Consider the following 22,408-nt stretch of genomic DNA (forward strand, 5'->3'; position numbering starts at 1 on the left):
CTGGGTTCCGGCCTTAATATTCGCGGTGGCAGTTTCCGCCGTGCCGGCGCCAATGGCGGATGGCCGGTTGACGCAAGTGTTCCCGGCGCCGAGGTCGGAAACCTGTTTTGCACGACTGGAGTTCCTGCGATCTCTCGGTACATCACCCGCGCTTCTCGTACCGTTGGTAGAGGGGTGCCGGCTTCAAGCGTTACGACTCCTCTGGCGAGATCGTTGTAACGAGCGATGCTAAACTGAGCCGGCGAGGTCTAACGACGGCTGGCTCAGCCCTCCCATTCTAGATCCACGACATCCATCCAAGGCGCCAAAATGTCCTTCGAGCTCGACGACCGCTCGCCGCTCCCACTCCTCAGCCTGCGTGAGCAACGAGGTTCGTTGAACCGGACGGAATGTCGCGGCCTGACGGCACAGCGAAGCTATTGCGCGGTAGCGACGCACGTTTTCCATAACAGCGAGCCCGGTCACGTTCGAATCTCCCCTTTCCATCCTGCTTGCAAGTTGTGCCAGAAGGATTGTCGATTGGTTAGCGAGCAGAGCGGCAATCCTGCATGGTTGGCAAATCCTTACGACACGGCGTGTCGAACACCAGCCAGCGCCGTGTCGATGGCAAAAGTCAGAGCAACGACAAGGAGCCACGATGAGATGATTCTTGATTCTCTGCTCAAGATTGCAAGACGACGAAGCGGTGTTCAGTCGACGAGCAACGTGGCCGCGATTGGCCTTCATGATGTCCGCTGGGAAGCTGCATGTCTTGCGCTGCCGTCTCAGGGATCAAGTGCTTGTCCGACACGGAAGGTGAGACGATGGCTCGGGCCGCGCGCGACTATGTTGAGGACAATCCGCATGCCTCATGCTTCGTCGAAGTACAGCGCGATGACGAAGCGTAGTGAGTTTCGGGGATTCCGTAGAAATAGACGCCGCCCGGGCGTCTGGCGAATGCCATATCCGTCGCGATTGGATCGGATCAGCCTGTCGCACGATGGATCAGCGTCAAACCCGCCAGTCACTCGGGGTTTCTGTCATTTCACGCGCTTGGCGGCCTTTCGGTGCCTCTCGGCACGCTGGGTCATCTGATCAGCCGGAGCGACCGGCTGTGTCCGGCCCTTGTCGCTTGGGATCTCCGGCAGCATTTCGGCGGTCGCGTGGTCCGGCGTGTCGTCCTTCCAGCGTACTGAGCCGAATGGCCTCTCCAGCATGCGGCGGACGCGGACCGGCGCGGGACCGATGTGGAAGTGAATTGCTCGCTGCTCCAGTGCACGCTCGGACCGGGTCGGACGGTTGCGCAAGCGCAGGTAGTCGAACCAGGTCGGGCAGTGGTAGCGCTCGGTCCACAATTCCGGATCGGCAATGTCGCGCGCGACCGAGCAGCCATAGGCACCGTTGCGCTGGCGCGACAATTGCACCTCCTGCATGACATTATGAAATGCCCGCGCATTTTCCTGTGCAACCCTATATTCGATCTCGACCACGAGAGGCCCGCTGCGTCCGGTCAAGGCGAGCCGTACCTCGGGATCGGCGAGCAGCTCGGCCTCCTCACCCCGCGCACCGACGCGGGGCATGGGCAGCCAACGGCCGATGAGTGGTGAGGCGACCATCAGGGCGGCCGAAAGCAGCAGCGCAGTTTCAACCCCGGCCGCGTCGGTCAGATGGCCCCAACCCCAGCTGCCGACGGCAATTCCGCCTGAGCTCGCCGCCTGATAGGCCGCAAGCGAGCGTCCGGCCACCCATCGGGGCGCCGACAACTGCACGCCAATGCTGAACACCGTCCACGCCATCGTCCACACGGCGCCGGCCAGGACCAGCGCCATCGCCGTCAACACCGGTTGGCGGCTGAGCGCGACCGCGGCGATCGCCCCGCCCATTGACAGCGCGCAGGCGCGGATCGCGGCCTCGCCGCTCATCCGCTTGCGCAGTTCGGCGATATTCAACGCGCCGACCACCGCACCCAGGCCAAAGGCGCCGAGCATAATACCGTAGGTCTGGGCGTCGCCATGCAAAAGATCGCGCGCCACCAGCGGCATCAGTGCAATGACCGGGCCGCCGATGAGGCCGGTCACCAGGGTCCGAATGAGCACAATTTTGATCGATGGCGAATTGGTGATGTAACGTACGCCTAACACCATGGCGCGGCTCAGTCTCTCAGGCGGCAGGCGCGAGGGTGCGCTGATGCGCTTCCAAAGGAATAACGCGACCATCAGCGGCAGATAGAGCAAGGTGTTGAGCGCGAATGCGGCGACTGCGCCCGCGGTCGCCACCACGACTCCGCCGATCGCCGGACCCACGCTGCGCGCGATATTGTAGCTGATGCCGTTCAGCGCGACGGCTGCAGGCAGCAGAGCATCTGAGGGCACCTGTTCGCCGACCGACGATTGCCAGGCCGGTCCCATCAGCGCCATGCCGCTGCCGACCACGAAGCAGAGCGCAAGTAAGAGGTTCGGTGTGACCAGGCCAAGCCAGGCGACCACCGTCAGTCCGGTTGCGCCGGCGAACGCAATACCAAGCGAGATCAGCGCCACGATGCGACGGTCAAACATATCAGCGATCGCGCCGGCTGGCATCGAGATCAGCATCACCGGCAGCAACAGCGCCGTCTGCACCAGCGCGACCTTGTCAGCCGAGGACGTCATCTGCGTCATCGCCCAGGCCGCGCCAACACCTTGAATCAAGATACCGAGGTTGGAGACGAGGCTCGCAAGCCAGATGCGTCGGAAGGTCGCGTGCCGCAGCGGAGCCGCGATGCCGTCGGCGCCCCCTGTCTGGACTTTAGCTGGATCGGTCATGTCGGAGCGGTATGATCTACCATGATTCGATTCCGGGACGGATCACAAGGATGTTCCCGGCGCGATACAGCGTCCAAGCGCGGTAGCCAAACGCGATGCGTTGATCGCTGTTGATGCAGGCGATGATCATGCTGCTTCGACCCGATACAGCTCATAGCAGCGTCGCGAAGTGACCAGCGACGTGATAGCTGCGCTTCTTCTACGGAATAGGATGCTCGAATATGCCAGCCAATTTTGCAAGACTGGCCGGCTGGACGAGGCTCCAGCGGTTGATCGTTGCGATTTCGACTATCCTGCCAGCGCAGGGGCGCTCCAAAGCCTGGCGAATTGACCCTCGCGGGAAACGGCGGCAGTTGCCGCAAATCTGAAAGCATCTGCAGGTGCAAGCTACTATTCGAACTGAACTGCCGTAATGGCACGTTCACCACCGGCAGGACGCGGTTCCGACACGGCAAAAAGTCAGATTGGTGCTGGCCGCGTTCTGCTAACACAATAACAGCGGCCACAAAGAGTACAGGAGTCCACGCGTTTCGACTACTCCAAAAACCACTCTCATTGTGAAGCGGCTCGCTTCCCGGTGCGTTTCCTCTCAGGAAGGCGAAGGCTCCTCGGTGAGAATTCTCATACCATAGGTAGCATACCGCTTAATCATGCGAAAAAAGTGCAATCTTCCCAGAGAGCGAGCAGGAATGGTGCGCTGAAGCAGCGCATAGTTGATTTTGCGGTCGAGTACGCTTGTAGATGGCGTGGATTTGTCAGCAAGTCTGTGCATCGATCAACGTGACTTGCAAGTCGCAGGCGGATTGGCCAGCACCGGACATTCGATGGTACGCTCTCTCGCCGATGAACGAGCTGCGGAAGGTCGTTGCAAACATCAACGCCGAGCCAGTGATGCCCTCAAGACGTGGACACCTGAAGCCGATCAAAGGGGATGTACCGAAGCAGAAAACATGGAGAGGTGCGTCGAGGTCGAAGTCAAACGAAAGTAGCTACCGGTTGAAGTTCGCTCAGGGTCGAACTCGGCCCTTCTTGAAACTCCCGGCATGTCTGCTTTCTGAGCCGCTACCGGGGCACAAGCGGACACCAAGCGCCGACCGATTTATGATGGGGTGGACGCCCCGCCCGACGGCATCGATGTGCCAAAGTGGAGGTGTTGAGCACCACTTAAGGGAGGCGTCCGTGTCAGAGGTTATCATAATCGGTCTGGATATCGCCAAGCATGTTTTCCACGCTCATGGAGCAGACGGGAAAGGGCGAGCTATATTCAGCAAACGGATCAGCCGAGGAAAGCTGCTGGATTTCTTCGCAGCCCAGCCGAGTTGCACGGTAGCTCTGGAGGCATGTGGCGGAGCCCATCACTGGGCCCGTCAACTCGCCCAGCTTGGCCATGAAGTTCGGCTGATCCCTCCCGCCTACGTAAAGCCGTTTGTGAAGCGGCAAAAGAATGACGCGATCGATGCCGAGGCGATCTGCGAAGCAGCGCAGCGGCCGAGCATGCGGTTCGTGGCCGTGAAGAGCGAACAGCAACAGGCGGCGGGTCTGGTGTTTCGGACCCGTGACCTGTTAGTGCGGCAGCGAACGCAGCTCGTCAACGCGATCCGGGGACACCTCACTGAATATGGTTGGGTCGCACCTAAGGGGCCGTCGCACGTGGCGATGCTTACCGACCTGATCGAGGAAGAAGAGATGGCCAGCTCGCTTCCCAAAGCGGCCCACGCCATGTTCCGATTGATGTTGGACCTGCTGACCGACCTCAATGGCAAGGTCGCGGACCTCGACCAGGAAATCGCGCGACGTGCTCGCGAGGACGAAGTATCGCGCCGGCTAATGACCGTTCCCGGCATTGGCCCAATCTCCGCCACCGCGATCGCCGCTCTAGCACCGCCGGCCGAGACCTTTGCCAAAGGCCGTGACTTCGCCGCTTGGTTGGGTCTCACGCCTCTTCAAAGATCGACAGGCGGCAAGCAGAAGCTCGGTGCGATGTCCAAAATGGGCGAGCGCACGCTCAGACGGCTCCTGATCATCGGCAGCAGCGCCGTCGTGCAACAGGCGAACAAACGCGGCGCGCCAAAGGGGTCTTGGCTCGAACAGATGCTGGCTCGCAAACCGCGCATGCTGGTAACCGTCGCGCTCGCGAACAAGATGGCGCGGATCGTCTGGGCGCTGCTTATAAAGCAGGAGAACTACAGGGCTCCGGTGGCAGCCAAGGCGTGAGCCTGGCGGGCCTGAGGTCGTCGCAGGTGTAGTCGGTCGAAGGAGGGTATGGCGCAACAGTCGGTGAGACGGGGCCGGAAGAACCAGATGTACCCATCGTGCCCAGAGCACGCATTTATGATTTGGTTCCGGTCCGCGAACTCCCATACGGGCCCGCAGCTTCATCGCTGCATCAGAGGCCGGACAGATGGCAGCATCCGACCACGTGCCAATCTTCTTCAAAAACCGCTTGCATCTGGCGGGGCGTCCACAGATGAGTACGCGCCCTAGCTAGTCATCTGGAACGGAAGTTCGTCACATTAGTTGATAGCTCGAATCTTTGTCGAGGAGAGCGCTTGTGGGGAATGCCGGGTGAGAGGCCGGCCGATCGGCCGTTAGTGCTCAATCCGCAGGAGCGCACGTACCCAGAGAGGCAAGTTCGTCGTCATCGTGTTGCGCGGTCGCTATCTGAGCGATGCCGCGCGATCCTGCGATGTGCGGATGGCTTGCCAAGCAAGTCTGTGGCTGCCGAACTCGGCATCCATGAACACGCCGTTGGCAAGTGGTGCCGTCGATTTTTGAAGGATCGCTGTGATGGCCTGCTTGACGAAGCCCGCCCTGGCCGCCCTCGCACCATCGACGACGATCGGGTTGCCGCCGTGATCGAGCGAACCTTGCGTACGACGCCGGCCGACGCGACACACTGGTCGATCCGCTCGATGGCTGCGGAAACTGGCTTTTCCCACACCACGATCCGCCGAATGTGGTCGGCGTTCGGCTTGCAGCCGCACCGTAGTCAGACATTCAAGTTGTCGAGCGATCCGCTGTTCGTCGACAAGGTACGCGATATCGTCGGCCTTTATCTCTGCCCACCGAACCGAGCCCTTGTCCTCAGCATCGATGAGAAAAGCCAGATTCAGGCCCTCGATCGCGAGCAGCCGGTTTTGCCGATGATGCCCGGCGTGCCGGAACGTCGTACGCACAGCTACGTGCGGCATGGCACGGCCATGCTTTTTGCAGCGCTCGATGCCGCCTCGGGGTTCGTCATCGGCAAATGCTACAAGCGCCATCGGGCAGTCGAGTTTCTGAAGTTCCTCAAAGAGATCGACGCTCAAATCCCTGAGGGGCTCGCTATCCATATCGTCATGGACAACTACGCCACCCACAAGACGCCCAAGATCAAAGCGTGGCTCGCTCGGCGGCCGCACTGTCATGTTCACTTCACGCCGACTTCTGCGTCCTGGATCAATCAGGTCGAGCGATGGTTCGCTGAACTCACCAGAAAGCAAATCCAGCGAGGTGTTCACCCCTCCGTCAAGCAGCTCGAGGTCGACATCCGCACCTTCATCGACCTGCACAACAAAAACCCGAAGCCGTTCAAATGGACTAAGTCTGCTGACCAGATTTTGGCTTCCGTCAAACGCTTCTGCCACAAAGCCCACCAGACTTTATGTGGTGAACTTTAGATTCACGTGACTAGTTCTATCTAAACTCGAATGGCAAGCGAGGTTCGGTGCTAACGTCCGCGCCTCATCCTCGAGCAATCTAGCCCGTTGCCATACTCGGTGACCTGTGACCCCACGGCCTGGCTTTCCGAACTCCGCGTACACGAACCGTTCATACGCGAGAGTATTCATAAATCTTGAAAGTTTTCTTGGTGCCCAAGTTGGCGATGAAATGAAAGATGATCGGGAGGCTGCCTAAGTACAGCCATTGTCCTGAGTCACAAGTTCGCAATCATAGATTCGCGGTAGCTTCGCGTTGCTGTGCCAAGGGTGGAGGCAAAGGCGACGGAGTCTGCGATGGTGGTCCAGCGACTTGCTCCCCTGATATTGAGCGATGATGAGCGTGCCGAACTGACGTCGCTGACGTCGCTGACGATGCGGCGAAGACGGCGCAGGCGCTGGCGCAGGCGCTGGCTCTGAGAGCCGGGATCGTGCTGACTTGTGCGGAAGGTGGTCAGAACACGGAAGTGGCGGCCAAGCTGGGGCTGGGCCGGCAGACCGTAGGCAAGTGGCGGCGGCGTTTCATGGAGCAGCGCGTGGCTGGGCTGCACGACGAGCCGCGCTCTGGCGCGCCGCGCACGATTGAGGATGCCCGTATCGAGGCCGTGATCGTGAGGACGTTGGAGAGTTGCCCTGAGAACGCCACTCATTGGAGCTCCTGCGACATGGCGAAGACCAGCGGCCTATCGGTATCGACGGTACAACGCATCTGGCGGCCCTTCGGGCTCCAGCCGCACGGGATGGAGATGTTCAAGCTCTCGACCGATCCGAACTTCGTGGCCAAGGTGCGCGATGTCGTGGGCCTCTACGTCTCACCACCGGAGCACGCAATCGTTCTGTGTGTGGATGAGAAGTCCCAAATCCATGCGCTGGACCGCAGCCAGCCGATGCTGCCGATGCGTCCCGGGCAGGCGGCCCGAAGGAGCCATGACTACAAAAGGCATGGCACCACATCGCTGTTCGCCGCCCTCGATATTGCGACCGGACAGGTCATTGGCAAGTGCTACGGGCGCCACCGCACCGCCGAGTTCCGCAAGTTCCTTGACGAGATCGAGGCTGCCGTGCCGCGCCAACTCGACGTCCATCTTGTCATGGACAATTACGCCACGCACAAGACCCCAATGATCCAGAGATGGCTGGCCAAAAGGCCGCGTTGGCACGTGTATCTGACCCCGACCAGTTCGTCATGGCTCAACCAAGTCGAACGCTTCTTCGCGCTCCTCACCGATAAGAAGATCAGGCGAGGCGTCTATCGCAGCGTCGCCGCCCTCAGGGCGGACGTTGCCTCGTTCATCGAACGACACAACGCCAATCCAAACCGTTCCGACGGACCAAATCTGCCGATGATATCCTTGCTTCCATCGAGCGCTTCAGCCGTTACAATCTCCGGGCAAAACACGACCGGATGTTGCGAACTTCTGGTTCAGACACTAGCTGCGACTGTACGTACCGCGAGCTTTCCGTATTACGTCTGACATGTGGAGCTCGTCACCCAAACCGGCGTCGAGCATCGCGGATGCCAACTACGATGTCAGCTCTAAGAAGAGCGATGGTCTCCACGCTCTCAAGTAATTCGCGGCCGATCTTCTCCTGAGCCGCTTCAGGAAGGGCCGATGCTTTGCTCATTGGCTCCACGTTGATTAAGCCACTAGCGGCAGCGTCGAGTGTATGAATGAAAAATCGCGACTGGCAGTAGCGGCCATGGTCGGGTTTGCAAGGTGCTCGGACTGGTCTTCCTCGACGAAGATGTGGTGGACGGCTCCCAGATGCGCGCAGTGCCGCCTGCCGCCCCGCCCGGTGGCCAGCAGGTCGAGATCGGGATCACGCGACACGCAAAATGGTCAGGCGGCGAGCCGACCTTGTTGCGATGCTGTTGCGGAGACCCGGCGTCGCTGCGACCGGGTGGCTGAGTGTTTATCGCTATTCATAAGGTTTGAGAACTTCAGAGCCACGTGATGCCATGTTATGGCAAGTGGACCCGAAACGGCATGGACGACTGTCTGTCTGCATGATGCGAGCCGCCGAGGGCATGAATGTGTCCACTAGCAAACTGTTGGGACGGTGTGCCGGCGGTCGGTTTCCGCAGCTCGATAGATGAGCCCGGATTGCGCGATCTTCTGTCCAAAAGTAAACGCGGCTCCACGATTGCAACCCGACAACCTGTCGTGATTACGACGTGTGGCTCGGAAAAGGTAAGGCAATAGCCAGCATCTGAGTGGCCCAACTCCTGCAATACTCTCTGTGGCAGCACGGCTCGACCGAGGCTGCTGAGTGCGGCGAACGGGTCCGAAGGTGTGAGTGATGCGGATTATCGTCATTGGGTTTGAACGCTTGCGTATGCGTTTCTAGCTCCGCTTCGTCGCTCGATCATTCCAATCGCAATTAGTGAGAGGTGCAATCATGTCATCCCAGTCGGGACAGCGCGAGTCGATCAAGGTCGTCGCCCCAGAGGACCGCCCTAGGGTCATTGCCGTTCTGACAATAGCTTTTGCGATGTGCCCGTTACTGAGGTGGTTGTACCCAGAGCCAGATCGCTTTCTACGTCACTTCGCTGGCTTTCTCGACTTTTATGCCGGCGATCCGTACGCAGATCAAAGCGGAGCGTATTTTGATGGCGGCGATAAAGGGGCGCTTCTGTGGTTGACCGACAAGGCGCCTCGCGATGATGCAGCAATGATGAAGTTCCTGCTTGGCAGTGTGCCGGATTACAGACGAACGGAAACGGAAAAGATATTCGAGGAGTTCGGCAAGTATCATCCGAAGGAGCCGCACTGGTACTTCACTATGCTGGGCATCGATCCGATACACCAGCGATCGGGCTTAGGAGGCCTTCTCTTTGGGCACGGTCTCGCCATCCTGGACGAGGCGAAAGGACTGGCATTTTTAGAAGCCACCAGCCTTAGCGCGGCGCGTCTGTATGAGCGCCTGGGATGGCAGATCGTGGGTGAAGTCCAGATCGGCAGTTCGCCGCCGTTTTTCCCAATGCTCCGCCCTTCCTCTTAAGCGAGGCGCCAGCGAGCGGGTCCAGACAGCATGGTCTGCCCGCTCGTGAATCAGAATCTGAAGCCAAGTCTATCGACGTTGACCGCGGCGAGGCACTCGTGACGCTAGGATCCTAGAATCTCACACGACTTGATCAACTGTTTTACTCCATGCAGGATGCGAATGCATGCTTTCTGGGCTACCCGTTTGCTAAGGACTTCAACTATGAGCCGTTGTGGCGCTTCCTAAAGTTCACTGGAAACAACCTCGGAGATCCGTTCGAACCAGGGACTTATCGTGTCAACTCGCATGCCTTCGAGTGCGAAGTGGTTGAGTTTTTCGCTCAGCTATTCCGGGCGCCTGATGACGGCTTCTGGGGCTACATCACAAACGGCGGAACCGAGGGAAATATTTATGGGCTGTATCTCGGTCGCGAACTTTATCCAGATGGCGTCGCGTACTTCTCGCGGGACTCGCACTATAGTGTGAGTAAAGCGGCTCGTCTGCTCCGGCTGGAGCACGCCGTTGTGGAGTCGCAATCACACGGAGAAATTAACTATGACGATCTGGCGCGAAAGGCGAGCAATGAACGAAATCGGCCGGCTCTGATAGTCGCAAACATCGGCACCACAATGAAGGAAGGTAGGGACGACACGTCAAAAATTCGTGCGGTCCTGCGGGAGGTCGGAGTTCGTGAGAGCTATGTCCATGCCGACGCGGCATTGTGCGGGCCATACGCTCCATTTCTAAACCCGAAGCCGTCCTTCGATTTCGAGGATGGGGCGGACTCGGTCACGATCAGTGGGCACAAATTTCTTGGGGCGCCGATGCCGTGCGGTGTTGTTCTCGCGCGTAAGTCAAACGTACGGCGGGTCATGCGCGCGATCGACTATATCGGCAGTTCGGATACGACGCTGAGCGGATCTCGAAATGCGTATAGCCCGATTGTCCTCTGGTACGCGATCCGCTGTCTGGGAATCGCGGGGATCAAGCGCATGTTCGATCAATGCGAGCAACTGGCTGCCTATACCGCCGATGAGCTTAACGAGCGCGGTGTCGGCGCGTGGCGTAATCCCCATGCGCTAACTGTTGTCTTGCCGCCTGTCGAAGAGGGTGTCAAAGCGAAGTGGCAGATAGCCACTCAAGACGTTAGTCATGTAGTGGTGACGCCGGGGACGACCAAGCACCAACTCGATGCGCTGATCGAGGCGATCGCGGACAGTGCGGGTCCGCGTCATCGTGAAAGGGGTTCCAGCGGCCATGACACGGCTTCCGCTGGCGGGGACAGATTGGATACCAGCGCGCGGTGGTCGGCACCCTGATCGTAGTCTTTTTTGATAAAGTCCTGATCACGCAGGGGCCGATGCGCCTGATTATCATCGGGCTGATCATGCTGTTTGTTGTGCTCTATCTTCGCAACGGCCTGTTCGGCATCAAGCAGCAGTTCCGCAGCTGGAGAAACAAGAAGAAGAGCGAACGCCGCTCTACCCGCGCCGAAAAGGGCGGGGAAATGCTGCCCGAGGAAGCGACTGAAGCCAGCAGCGTGGATGACGTCTACGGTCGCCGCTATGACAAGAAGCAACGAGAAGTTCTCAAGAGGCTCCTGACGCCTGAAGTGATTGATGAGCATCGACGCGCGCCGCAGGGGCAGCATAGCGAGGCATTGGAGCGGCTACTGATCTACTTCAGGAATCAGCCGCAGCCGGACAAATACGCGATCACCGCGCTTCAATCGATCGAGGGCTGCCGCATAGCCGCGCTTTCAGGCCATCGGGGTGTCGCGCCCCGCGTGGCCGAGGACAAGATCTACAGGTCACCCTCTGAAGCCTATCACGGTGTGGTTCTACGCCGGGTCCAAGATCTTCTCGAATCCTAGGCCGCGAGTTGAGACGCGGAGCATAGATGTGAGTGGGGAGTCACTAGATGGCGCAAGTTAAGCTCTTTGGCTATTCGGACAAGATTTCGGTCAAGCCGGGAGATGTCATCCAATTTCATGTCAATGCCGACGGGACAAATGTCGCGGAGGCGCAGCTGGTGCGCCTGATCCACGGTGACCAGCATCCGGCAGGTCCAGGATTCGTGGAAGAGGAGATCGACTGTTCCGTCAACGGAGATTGGCGCGTCGAGAAGCAATACACGCAAGTGGGTTCGTTTCTCGAGGTCGCGGACCCAGAGCGGCGGTTGGCTCTCGAGGGCAGCCTCACGGTATTTGCGTTCATCCATCCGCTATGGCCCCAAGTTGGCATGCGGCAGTGCTTGATCGGACGTTGGGACAACGACAAAAACCGTGGCTTTGGCCTCGGCATCAAGCAGAACGGGCTCTTGGAGTTCTGGGTAGGTGAGGGTGACGAAGTCGATTACCTGGAGGCCGAGGTGCCGCTCCAGGCTAACATGTGGTACTTCGTGGCGGCGAGCTTGGACGCGAAAACCGGTCGCGCCACGCTTTATCAAGAGGGCGTGGTCAATCGCTATAACAGCGTTCTCGGCAAGGTCGCCCCTCTTGATCTCAGATCGCATGTCTCTGAACTCTTCCGCTTCCGTCCCAAGCATTTGGCGGACACGCCGTTCTTGATGGCGGGGTCGCGGGACTGGCACGAGAAGCGGGGGCATTTCGTCTCTCAACTTTACTGCGGAAAAATCGACCGACCCGGATTGTTTGATCGTGTGCTGGGCCGCGATGAGCTCGATCTCATCCGAAGCGGGTACGTTCCGCCATCCAAAGGCATGGTGGCTTATTGGGACACGACCCATGGGTACACCGATCAAGGAATCGGCGATGTCGTGACCGACGTCGGTCCGTTCAAGTTGCACGCCAAGGGTTACAATCGGCCAGTTCGTGGGCAGACCGGGTGGAACTGGAGCGGACGCAACGACTGCTTCCGGCTGGCACCGAATGAATACGGCGGGGTCGAATTCCACTCCGATGCCCTCATCGATTGCAATTGGAAGGTTACCAAGGCACTGAAGCTGCCCGATGAGCTGCGCAGCGGCGCTTACGCCATGCGTTTGCGCGCAGGCCCGGGCACCGGCTTGGGGGAGGAATATATCCCCTTCTTTGTTCGCCCGAAAGTGCCGACCGGCCGCATTGCCTTCCTCGTGCCTACGGCAAGTTATTTAGCCTACGCCAACGAGCATCTGAGCTTCGATGCGCCCATTGTTCAGGGCATGACGGGGATGACCCCGATCCTGACCGACATCGATGTCGAGATGTACAAGAACCCTGAGTTTGGGCACGGTTGCTACGATTCATGGGCCGACGGCCAAGGGGTTGCTACAGCTCCTATCGTCGTCCAGTGGTCAACATGCGGCCGAAGTACCGCATTTCGAGCATGGACATCACCTGGCAGTATCCTGCCGACCTGTCAGTGATCGCCTGGCTTGAACACCATAAATACGACTACGACGTCTTGACCGATGAAGATCTCGATCTCGAGGGCGTTGCAGCGCTCAAGCCATACCGTTGCGTGATCAGCGGGACGCACCCGCAATGTTATTCCGAGCGGATGATGGATGCGACCGAGGATTACATCGAGGACGGCGGCCGTTACATCTACCTCGGAGCCAACGGATACTACTGCAACGTGGCCATTCGTGAGGATGAGCCTTGGGTGCTCGAGTGCCGCAAGTTCGGAGACACCTGGAAGGCCTGGGAGGCACGTCCGGGCGAACACTACATGGCGACCACGGGGCAAAAAGGCGGTCCTTGGAAATGCCTGGGCAGGCCGCCTCAGAAGATCATAGGGGTTGGCTTTGTGTCGGAGGGATTTGGCAGGAGTGAGCCGTTTTTCCGCATGCCGGACAGTTATGATCCGACACTGTCCTGGATCACCGAGGGTATCGAGGGCGAGATCATTGGCGATTTCGGCCTTGCTTATAATGGAGCCGCCGGCGTCGCGCTTGACCGCTACGATCTGACGCTCGGCACGCCACCGAACGCCAAGGTAATTGCTTCGTCTGGCCGCCATACCGACAACTACATTACGCATGTGCAGGTTCAATTGCATCAGCATCCGGGGATCACCGGCAGCTACGATTATCGCGTGCGTGGGGACATCACCTACTTCGCCACTCCCAATGACGGCGCGGTCTTGTCCTGCAGTTCGATCGCTTTTGGCCAGGCGCTGCCAGTAAATGGCTTCGAGAACAATGTTTCTCGGCTTCTGGCCAATGTCGTCAACGCGTTCGTCAAACCTGGACCGCTGCCGGACACAGCACCCGTGGAAGCCGTGCCAAAGCCCGAGTCTGTTGCTTCGTAAGTTGCGGGGTACTGACAAGGAGACAGATGATGCAGGACGCGGCGCAAGTTGAGGACAGGGACGAAGTCTTCAGGCGTATATTCGAGACAAGGCAGCGAGAGTTCCTGCGAACGCTCGTCACGCCAGAAGTGATCGAAGAGCATCGTCTCTCCCCTCTGGGACAGCACACCGAGCCGTTGGATCGATTGCTCATCTATTTCAACCGTCGACCATTGGCTGAGAGGTACGCGATCGTGACTGTCCGACCATTCGAGGCCTATCGGGTCGTGATCCTTTCAGGACAGCGAGGCGTGCCGCCGAAGGAGGTGGACGAGAAGATCTACACGTCTCACACGGAAGCGCAGCACGCAGTCTTCATGCGCAACGTGCAGGACTTGCTGGAGTCCTGACGCATGAGTTTCGCGTTCAGTCGATCCTGTTCCGCCGAACTGAAGCCGGAAAATTTTGGAGTTCGTAAATGACCAAGCCTAAGCTCTTCGGCTATTCGGACAAGCTGTCGGTAAAGCCGGGTGACCTTCTCCAATTCTACGTCAATGGCGAAGGCACAGACCGCGCCGAAGCAAAGTTGGTGCGGCTGATCCATGGCGATCAACATCCGTCCGGGCCAGGATTCATGGAGGAAGAGATCGATTGTCACGCCAACGGGACGTGGCAGGTCGAAAGGCAGTACACACAGCTCGGCTCATTCCTGCAAGTGGCGGATAGCTCGAGCCGTTTGGCTCTGGAGGGTAGCCTGACGGTTTTTGCCTTCATCTGCCCGACGCGACCACAACTTGAATGCCGTCAAACCCTGATTGGCCGATGGGACAACAGGGAGGGCTGCGGGTTCTACCTCGGCATCTCCCAGAATGGCCGGCTTGAGTTCACGGTAGGACAGGGTGCCGAGGTTGATCGCCTCGAGGCTGACGTCCCTATGCAGGCCAACACCTGGTACTTCGTCGCGGCGGCTTTCGAAGCCAAGACAGGTCGGGCGAGCTTGTTCCAGGAAGGCGTACTCAATCGCTACAATAGCCTTTGAGCAGGGTGGCGCTGGTCCAGCACAGCGCTCATGTCTCTGCAACCTTTCGATCACGACAGAAGAATCTCCCAGCCACTCCGTTTTTGATCGGAGGCGCGCGCGATTGGCAGGACGGCCGGGGGCAGCTCGTCTCGCAACTCTATTGTGGTAAAATCGATCGGCCTGGCCTTTTCGACCGCGCGCTGTCCCGCGAGGAATCGGAGCAGATCGGATTTGGCCAAAAGCCATCCCCGCAGGGGTTGGTGGCCTATTGGGATACAGCCGCAGGTTACACCGACGCGGGGATCGGGGATGTCGTCACCGACATAGGGCCGTTTAGGCTGCATGCCGAGGGACACAATCGACCGGTCCGCGGTCAAACGGGCTGGAATTGGAGTGGCCGCAATGACTCCTTTCGCCTGGCGCCACAGGAATATGGCGGCATCGAATTCCATGCCGATGCGCTGACGGACTGCGACTGGAAAGTGACGAAGGCGGTCAAGCTGCCTCAGACTTTGCGAAGCGGAGCCTACGCCATCCGCTTGCGGGCAGGTGAGGGGACTGGCCTCGGTGAAGAATATATCCCGTTCTTCGTGCGTCCTACCAAGCCGACCAGCCGGATAGCGTTTTTGTTTCCGACTGCAAGCTATATCGCTTACGCCAATGAACGGCAGAGCTTCGAAGCGCCGATCACCCAGCCGGTCACAGGCATGCCGGCCATCTTGTCTGATATCGATATTGAGCTTGGTAAGCGCGACGAGTTGGGTCTTTCGGCCTGCGATCACTGGGCCGACGGTCAGGGCGTCTGCTACAGCTCCTACCATCGTCCGATCGTCAATATGCGGCCGAAATACCGTTCCTCCAGCGCGAATGTTGCTTGGCAATTTCCGGCTGATCTGTCGGTCATCGCCTGGCTCGAACACCGGGGCTACGACTACGACGTGCTGACCGACGAGGATCTGGAACGCGAAGGTATCGAGGCGCTCGAGCCGTATACCTGCATCATCAGTGGCACGCATCCGGAGTATTATTCCGAACGGATGCTCGATGCGACGGAAGACTATATCGCTGGCGGTGGGCGCTACATATATCTCGGCGGCAACGGTTTCCATTGGAGTGTAGCGTTCCGCCCAGACGAGCCATGGGTTGTTGAGTGCCGCAAATTCGGGCCAGCATGGAAGACTTGGGATGCGCGTCCCGGCGAATATTACATGGCCAGCAATGGCCAAAAAGGTGGTGCATGGCGTGCACAGGGACGGCCGGCACAAAAGGTCGTGGGTGTTGGCTTCATCTCAGAAGGTTACGGAAAAAGTCAATTCTACCGGCGGATGCCTGACAGCTATCACCGTACAGTGTCCTGGCTGACCAAGGGTATTGAGGGAGAGATCATCGGAGACTTCGGTCTGGCCTATGGTGGCGCTGCCGGTGTCGCTCTTGATCGCTGCGATCCCAGCCTTGGCACGCCACCCCATGTAAAACTTATCGCCTCCTCTGGCGGTCACACGGACAGCTATCTCGTATACCCGGAGGTCATCCACTATGCCTTCGAAGGCCTGTCGGGATCTTACGATTACCGAGTCCGCGCCGATATGGCTTTCTTCACGGCTCCCAATCATGGTGCAGTCTTCTCAGCAGGCTCTGTTGCGTTTGGGCAGGCTCTGCCGGTCAAGAGCTTCGACAACAACGTATCCCGGCTTCTGGCGAACGTCGTTGAAGCGTTCGTAAAGCCCGGCGCGCTGCCAGGATCATGGTGGATTAGCGAGGAGAAGCAGTGGCGATAAAGGGCCGTCGCTAAGCACAAAAACGCTTTGGACGTCGTATCCTGCAAAGATTGCGGGAGACGTTGAGTTGAGCAAAGTCAAACAAGCGAATCAGAAGCGCCGGAGTAAGTCCAGGAGATCTCACGCTCCGGAGCAGATTGCTCCTCCCCTTGATACGGCCGTCGCAAAGCCGCCTATCGATGAGAGAATGGGCGCCGCTATGCGGCGCGCCGGGCCGGAGCGCGGGCTTACGCTCAGCGATGTTGGTTCGGCGGCTGGCATTTCGGTCCCGATGATCAGTCGTGTTGAGAATGGTCAGTCGACCGCCAGCCTCGCGCTGCTTGAGCGGATCTGCGCTGCGTTGGGAACGGACCTGTCGACCTTGTTTAGGGAGGTGGAGCAACCAACGGGCGAGGCTCAACTTATCAAAGCCGATGACCAGATGGTGGTTGTCCGCTCAGGTACCAAGCACGGGCACACCTATCGGCTATTATCGTATCACAAAGGCCCGCGGAAAGCCTTTGAACCGTTCCTTATCAACATGGACAAGGAAAGCGAGAGCTATCCTCGATTCCAACATCCTGGAACGGAATTCATTTACATGCTGAGCGGCCGTATGCAGTACCGATTTGGCGACAGAACCTTTCTCGTTGAACCCGGTGACGCATTCACCTTTTCGGGCAGCGTTCTTCATGGTCCCGAAAAGCTTTTGGATGATCAGATCCAGTTCATCACGATCATCATATACGCGGAATAGCCGGTGGCTCGCAACATCAGCTCGGCTGAACGATCAGTTCACGGGCGACATGGCCTACCAGCTGAGCCGGGTCTGTGCCATTGCTTGATGTGCTTTCCGGCCGGGCAGTTGTCGTGGCCGTGATAGACGTTGCGGCGAGATGGTGGCCCATATCGACACGTGGTCGACACCGTCGTTCAGATCAATAAGCTCAATCCAGAACTTGTGCGCGGGCAATAGACAGCCTCATCATAAGGGACGGCTATAGAGCTGTCGCCGCAAAAGCTCTCGATTGCGCAATTCTTGGGCTGGAGGCTGGGGTTTTGACGAATCCCTAATTGTGGCGGTTGAGTGGTAGTTCTCGCTCTTTCGGCAATCTCCGCTTGGTGGCTACACCCGGATCTGAGACGATCTTCAGAGGGAATTGACCGACCGGCCTTGCGAATTCCATCACAACATTTCCGCCTGCTTTAGCTACCAACGCCTTCAATCGATCGAACTCGCCGCACCAGATCGTCTCCATGTCGCGGTCACGATTCTGATCGCGAATTTCGGCCGAGCTGCCGATACCCACGGCCCGCACCTGCAGGAGATCCGATCTCGACCCGCCCAAGAGTTCTACGCCGTAGTCAGGATTGGCTGCCTTGCGCAGCACGATCTGGCCGTTATCGACCCAGGCGGTCGCCATTCCTTCGGACACCTCGTAGCCCAGGCTGGCAAGACCCTCCAGCACGCGCCTGCGCTCCTCGGCGGCCATCGCCTTGAATTCCTCCTCGATGAGACAATCTGCGCGCTTGACGAGTTCTTGGCCGTTGCTGGCCGACGGTGAAGAAAGGGTCTCCTCAATTTCGCTGCGCAGCGAGGCCGCTTCCGTTGACTTCATCACAGACAGTTCGGCGCGTCGTTGCCGAAGCTCGTTGGCTAGTCGCACCCGGGCGCGGCCATCCTTCACGGCCACTGCCAAGTCCAACAGAAGGCTATCCGCGACAAGCGATCTTCGAGCCGGGGATTCTGCCTCCAGGAGTGCGACACGGTCCGAGAACGGGGACGAATCGATGCCAAGCCCGCGTAGCTCGCCAAGGACAGCATCGACGCGCGCCAGGGCCGGATCCTCCATCTCCCGATGTTGTCGCGAAAGCCATTCTTGCAGCGTCTCACGGCGTTCGCCGGCGCCAAGCCGGTCGGCAAGCGCGCGTTGGCGATCCGGCGAGGTATCCAGCGCCTGAGAAGGAACTAGCAGGAACGCCCTTGCCATAGTGGCTTCCAAGCGCTCGGAAGATCTGGCCGAGCCACTGAGCTCGCTTCGAATGTCGGCGGGAATCTCGACTTTCAGCGCTTGCAGTCTCTGCACCAGCGCCTCGGCTGCCGCTTTCGAGCGCCTCAAATCGTGCTTCGAGCGTGCCGCTATTTCGGCAGCCCTTTCGACGTGGCGCTCGGAGTCCACTTGAAGGAAGCCGATCTCGGCTGCAACCTGCTTTTGTAGTTCGACGAAACGATCGGCGTTGAGCTGGCGTCGAAGCTCGTATCGCCGGGCTATGACCTTTTCGATGTCCTTCTGCTCAATCGTCCCGTTGCGTCTGCCGGCTGTGGTCCAGCTTTCGATCGTGGCGTCGAGCCGCGCCAGGTTGCGATGACAGATGGCGATGACCTCGGCTCGGGTAACGATCCTGAATGCTTTGGGCCCGCTTATTGCGATCCTCCCCCGCGGAGCGCGTGTTCTACAGCGTTCTTGAGCCGCAGGCGTTCGGCGTCTCCGGCTTGCGCCCAAGCATACGACGATACTCTATGGACGTAGGGGACGGCTCTTTCCAACACCTTCGGACGCCAGATCTCGCGAGCGCGCGCTCTTTCCAGCAATCGATGTAGTGGCGCGTCGCATTCCACGCCGATAGCGTAGAGGCCGGTCCGGGGATCGGTCACGTGCCGGGAAGTGCCCTACAACGGATCAACCCGCTACTTTGGCTCCGAACGCGTCGTGTACGCGAGCTCCTTGCGTCGTTGCAGCTCCCACAAGATTCCAGCGCCATCAGCGCGTTCCTTGGAGATCGGAAAGCCGGTTCTGCTTCGCTAGAGCACGGGAGGACAATATGACGCGGTTGGGAATTCTTTTGCTCGTTGCTGTCGGTCTTTTGTTGGTCGGTGCGTCGTCCAGTCAGGCGAGTTGCTGTTCATACGGGTGCTGCGACTGTGGTTGCGTCGGCGGCAGCCAAGGCGACGAAAATGTCGCGTGCCTTGGGAGCGCGCGGCCGGCTTGAGAGCTTCACGGTCGATGCCGTCGGACCAGAAGGCAGCGCCGGGGCCCTTCAAGTGCATGGGACTGTTCGAAGCCGCCGTCTGCACGCGGCAATGAAGGCCGAGACCAATCGAACGGGGGGGGCGCCACGGAGGTGCAGTTGGCGCCGGGTGGCGCAGCATGTAAGGCGACGACTTGATGGCCGCGACGATCCGACCTCCTGCGAAGCCGGGCTTAAACCCTGGTAGCTCAAAACGTGACCTTTAGCTTCACGTACGGATACGCTGCAAAGCCGTTCCATTCCAGAGCCTTCACAGTGGAAAACTGTTGTGTGACCTGCAGGACGCCGCTGAGTTGGACGTAGCTGTTCGGCGTCCAGTCTGCTCAAGCTGATGCCTGTAATATGAGATCGTCACGACCGCCGGGAAAATCTGTGAAATGGCGCCCTTGAACGTAGCCGCCAGCTGATGTGGTCAGGCCGGTTACTGGCGTTTGCCAGGTCACGCCACCAGACAGCCTGGAGGAGAAATTTTGTTGGCTGGCGATATCCTACGTGAACTCGCCCTCTGCGACGAAAGTGCCCGCGACGCAAAAAGCTTCCTGGCCTTTCGGACCGCAGATTGTCCCAGCCAGATCCTGATTGTTGCGAGCCCAGGCGACTGAAGGCGTGAAAAGCTCCACCTGGTAGGGACTAAATCCGGATCCGTAGACGGTGCTGGAGGCAACCGAATAGCTCATTACGTCGGACGTCGTCGTGCCGCTTGTCCTGCCCGGGCCGGCGAGATTGAGAACCTGGTTGTAAGTGGCGTTGTTCACCAGGATGTCGATGTTCTTTGCGAACAGGCGCGCATAACGCTGGTCGCTCACGCCGCTCTGCAGGATGAAGCTATCGGCAAGACCGACAGGAATATTGACGGTAAGCAGGCCCGTGGTCCCAAAAACTGTGTCGCCCACGTGGATGGGAGTCTTGCTCGCGTTGTTGTCGAACACTGACTGGGTCGAAACAGATGCCGTGACGGTGGTTTCTCGCGGCTTGGTCGTTACGACGTGCTCGGTGATCACCTTCTTCTTCCGAACTTTGCGGGTTTCGTGGTCCTTGATACCGTACGTTTCGTGCGCCCTTTGAATCGCCTCGGCGTCCGCAGGCAGCATCAACTGCTTCTCGGCAAGGACCTTTTGAAGGCGACGGCGTCGCTCCGCAGGAGGCACGGCAACAGTCTCGGTCGTCGTGTAGGTCTGAACCCTTGTTTTTGTCACGACTTCGGTCTTCGGAAGGTCTGGTTTCCGATCCTTGGGAGGCGTCAAATTCTCGATGCGAACCTGTAGATTTGGGTCGACCTGAGCAACCGCGGCGGTAGAGTAAACGGCTAGTGCGGCAACTGAGCCCAGTAATATAAACGTGCAGCGCATGATCGACTCCTGCAAAAATTTGAAACAACATTCGCGAAACCATCAAGCGCGCGTACGAACCGTACTTGCGCTTGTGGCCTGGATCTGGGCAACAGACGGGAGCCGGGCCGATCCCCTTGTCGGCGGAGCCGATCCCAACATTCAAAACCGGATTGAGCAAACGGTGCCAAGTGCGACGGACCGTCTGCTCAACAATTTGCGCGAAAGACCCCCGACATACTCTGGTCCCGCAAAAAGCCTGCGTACCCAGCCCTCTCGTCGCCGAAACAACAACACGAACCCCCGGACGCGCTAGACTGATGCGACAGCTTCGCTGACATCAAGATTGTGCTATGCCCCGCCGCAAGCTATAAAATCGTGGTACAAGTTCAAGTAGAGTTATTGTCCGATACGTACTTTTCCTCACCGTCCGCTTCCTTGCTCAAATTTTGAGTGTTCATCATGCTCACCTGTCTCCCAACCACTAGCAGGTACCTTGGCTTGCTTGGCCTCCTTTGGACTGTGTTGCACCCGATTTCCTCGTTTGTCTGGGGATACAAGGGTCATCGCGTGGTCGGATCGATCGCTGATCAGCTGTTGACTGACAATGCAAAGCAGCATGTCGCGCAGATCTTGGGGGTCGACCTGAAATCTGCTGGCCCCTGGCTTGATTGCGTAAAGAGCGTCATGCGCAAAGCCGATGGTACGTTTTCCTACACCACCGATCCCAATCATCCGGAATACGAAGTGCCGTGCGCGTCATTCAGGACGCCAGATGAGCAGCAGCGGATGGAGGACTACGTCGCGCGCAACTGGACACAGTGCAGCTATATGACGTCTGGCGTGGAGCGCGGATGTCACAATACCTATCATTTTGATGATGTCGCCGTGCTGCGGGATCGCTTCGATCGCAACTATCAGGGTACAAACGACCACGACCTGGTTGCAGCCACGAATGCTGCGATTGCCGTCCTGCTCGGGAGACCGTCGCCGCCGCCATTTGCGATCAAAGACAAGAAAGAGGCATTGTTTGTGTTGTCGCATCTGATCGGTGACCTGCATCAGCCACTGCATGTTGGAGCCGTTTATCTGGACAGTGCCGGTCACGTTGTTGACCCGGACGTGACGCACGCTGTGGATCCGGCAACGGAAACGGCGGGTGGTAACTCAATCACCGATGATCACAAGAACTTCCACGCAGAGTGGGACGGCATCCCCGGAGATCTCGGTGAGGCAGCGACCCCCGAGCTTCTTGCCACCGCGAAGGTGCTGCCGGCAGATCATGGCCGACCTGAAAACTGGTCGGCGAACTGGGCAACGGACACAATTCTCATTGCGCAGGAAGTGTTTTCTAGCGCGAGCGACGCGCCTGGCGGCAGCAAATGGAGCATTACCTTCCCGGATCGAGACGCGTATTTGCGCCTGGCTGACGGCGTGAAGCGACGGCAACTGGCCAAGGCAGGGGCCAGGCTCGCTGAGGTGCTGAACGCAATCTGGCCGTAGATCGGGGATTTCCGGTCGTCGTCGAAATGATCGGGAGAATCATTGGCCTCGTTAAAGAGGCGCTTGGGACTTCG

The 22,408-nt window shown here is 58.8% G+C and carries 13 protein-coding genes and 3 pseudogenes; 12 read left to right on the forward strand and 4 right to left on the reverse strand.

Going from position 1 to position 22,408, the window contains the following annotated elements:
- Positions 1-228: 228 nt before the first annotated feature.
- Together ACE103_RS08555 and ACE103_RS08560 are read right to left on the reverse strand one after the other, a co-directional pair.
- Positions 229-486: a hypothetical protein gene (locus ACE103_RS08555; protein ID WP_375779073.1), complete on the reverse strand. Its 258-nt coding sequence runs from the start codon at positions 484-486 to the stop codon at positions 229-231.
- A 533-nt stretch (positions 487-1,019) separates the two neighbouring features.
- A complete protein-coding gene (locus tag ACE103_RS08560; protein WP_375779074.1) occupies positions 1,020-2,780 on the reverse strand; it encodes an MFS transporter in 1,761 nt (586 codons plus the stop codon).
- A 1,179-nt stretch (positions 2,781-3,959) separates the two neighbouring features.
- Here ACE103_RS08560 and ACE103_RS08565 point away from each other — a divergent pair.
- The 11 genes and pseudogenes from ACE103_RS08565 to ACE103_RS08615 all read left to right on the forward strand — a co-directional run bounded on the left by ACE103_RS08565 (position 3,960) and on the right by ACE103_RS08615 (position 17,230).
- Complete coding sequence (locus ACE103_RS08565; protein ID WP_375779075.1) at positions 3,960-4,994, forward strand: IS110 family transposase; 1,035 nt, start codon at positions 3,960-3,962, stop codon at positions 4,992-4,994.
- A 351-nt stretch (positions 4,995-5,345) separates the two neighbouring features.
- Positions 5,346-6,439 (forward strand): annotated as a pseudogene (locus ACE103_RS08570) (IS630 family transposase).
- A 336-nt stretch (positions 6,440-6,775) separates the two neighbouring features.
- Positions 6,776-7,850, forward strand: a pseudogene (locus ACE103_RS08575) (IS630 family transposase); the annotation flags it as partial.
- Between the two features lie 1,028 nt (positions 7,851-8,878).
- Positions 8,879-9,481 (forward strand): GNAT family N-acetyltransferase, encoded by a 603-nt coding sequence (locus tag ACE103_RS08580; protein ID WP_375779076.1) that lies wholly within the window; start codon positions 8,879-8,881, stop codon positions 9,479-9,481.
- A gap of 149 nt (positions 9,482-9,630) precedes the next feature.
- Positions 9,631-10,782 carry a histidine decarboxylase gene (locus ACE103_RS08585; RefSeq protein ID WP_375779077.1) on the forward strand — a complete coding sequence of 384 codons (1,152 nt, stop codon included), beginning with the start codon at positions 9,631-9,633 and terminating at the stop codon, positions 10,780-10,782.
- Complete coding sequence (locus ACE103_RS08590) at positions 10,767-11,336, forward strand: hypothetical protein (RefSeq protein ID WP_375779078.1); 570 nt, start codon at positions 10,767-10,769, stop codon at positions 11,334-11,336. Before ACE103_RS08585 ends, ACE103_RS08590 begins: the two co-directional genes overlap by 16 nt.
- A 47-nt stretch (positions 11,337-11,383) precedes the next feature.
- A pseudogene (locus ACE103_RS08595) lies at positions 11,384-13,716 on the forward strand (N,N-dimethylformamidase beta subunit family domain-containing protein).
- A gap of 29 nt (positions 13,717-13,745) precedes the next feature.
- Positions 13,746-14,105, forward strand: a complete 360-nt coding sequence (locus ACE103_RS08600; RefSeq protein ID WP_375779079.1) for a hypothetical protein — start codon at positions 13,746-13,748, stop codon at positions 14,103-14,105.
- A 68-nt stretch (positions 14,106-14,173) separates the two neighbouring features.
- Positions 14,174-14,734, forward strand: a complete 561-nt coding sequence (locus ACE103_RS08605) for a LamG-like jellyroll fold domain-containing protein (RefSeq protein ID WP_375779080.1) — start codon at positions 14,174-14,176, stop codon at positions 14,732-14,734.
- Positions 14,735-14,739: 5 nt separating this feature from the next.
- Positions 14,740-16,494 carry a N,N-dimethylformamidase beta subunit family domain-containing protein gene (locus ACE103_RS08610; RefSeq protein ID WP_375779081.1) on the forward strand — a complete coding sequence of 585 codons (1,755 nt, stop codon included), beginning with the start codon at positions 14,740-14,742 and terminating at the stop codon, positions 16,492-16,494.
- A 67-nt stretch (positions 16,495-16,561) separates the two neighbouring features.
- The gene (locus tag ACE103_RS08615; RefSeq protein ID WP_375779082.1) at positions 16,562-17,230 is read left to right on the forward strand and encodes a helix-turn-helix domain-containing protein; all 669 of its coding nucleotides are present in this window, start codon (positions 16,562-16,564) and stop codon (positions 17,228-17,230) included.
- A 313-nt stretch (positions 17,231-17,543) separates the two neighbouring features.
- On the opposite strand, the gene ACE103_RS08620 is transcribed toward ACE103_RS08615, so the two are convergent.
- Together ACE103_RS08620 and ACE103_RS08625 are read right to left on the reverse strand one after the other, a co-directional pair.
- Positions 17,544-18,977 carry a hypothetical protein gene (locus tag ACE103_RS08620; RefSeq protein ID WP_375779083.1) on the reverse strand — a complete coding sequence of 478 codons (1,434 nt, stop codon included), beginning with the start codon at positions 18,975-18,977 and terminating at the stop codon, positions 17,544-17,546.
- Between the two features lie 1,014 nt (positions 18,978-19,991).
- Complete coding sequence (locus ACE103_RS08625; protein WP_375779084.1) at positions 19,992-20,852, reverse strand: hypothetical protein; 861 nt, start codon at positions 20,850-20,852, stop codon at positions 19,992-19,994.
- A 549-nt stretch (positions 20,853-21,401) separates the two neighbouring features.
- Between ACE103_RS08625 and ACE103_RS08630 the strand changes: the two genes are divergently transcribed.
- On the forward strand, positions 21,402-22,334 hold the full coding sequence (locus ACE103_RS08630; protein ID WP_375779085.1) for a S1/P1 nuclease: 933 nt from the start codon (positions 21,402-21,404) through the stop codon (positions 22,332-22,334).
- The last annotated feature ends 74 nt before the right edge of the window (positions 22,335-22,408 follow it).

Source organism: Bradyrhizobium sp. ma5 (assembly GCF_042258955.1).
GTDB lineage: Bacteria > Pseudomonadota > Alphaproteobacteria > Rhizobiales > Xanthobacteraceae > Bradyrhizobium.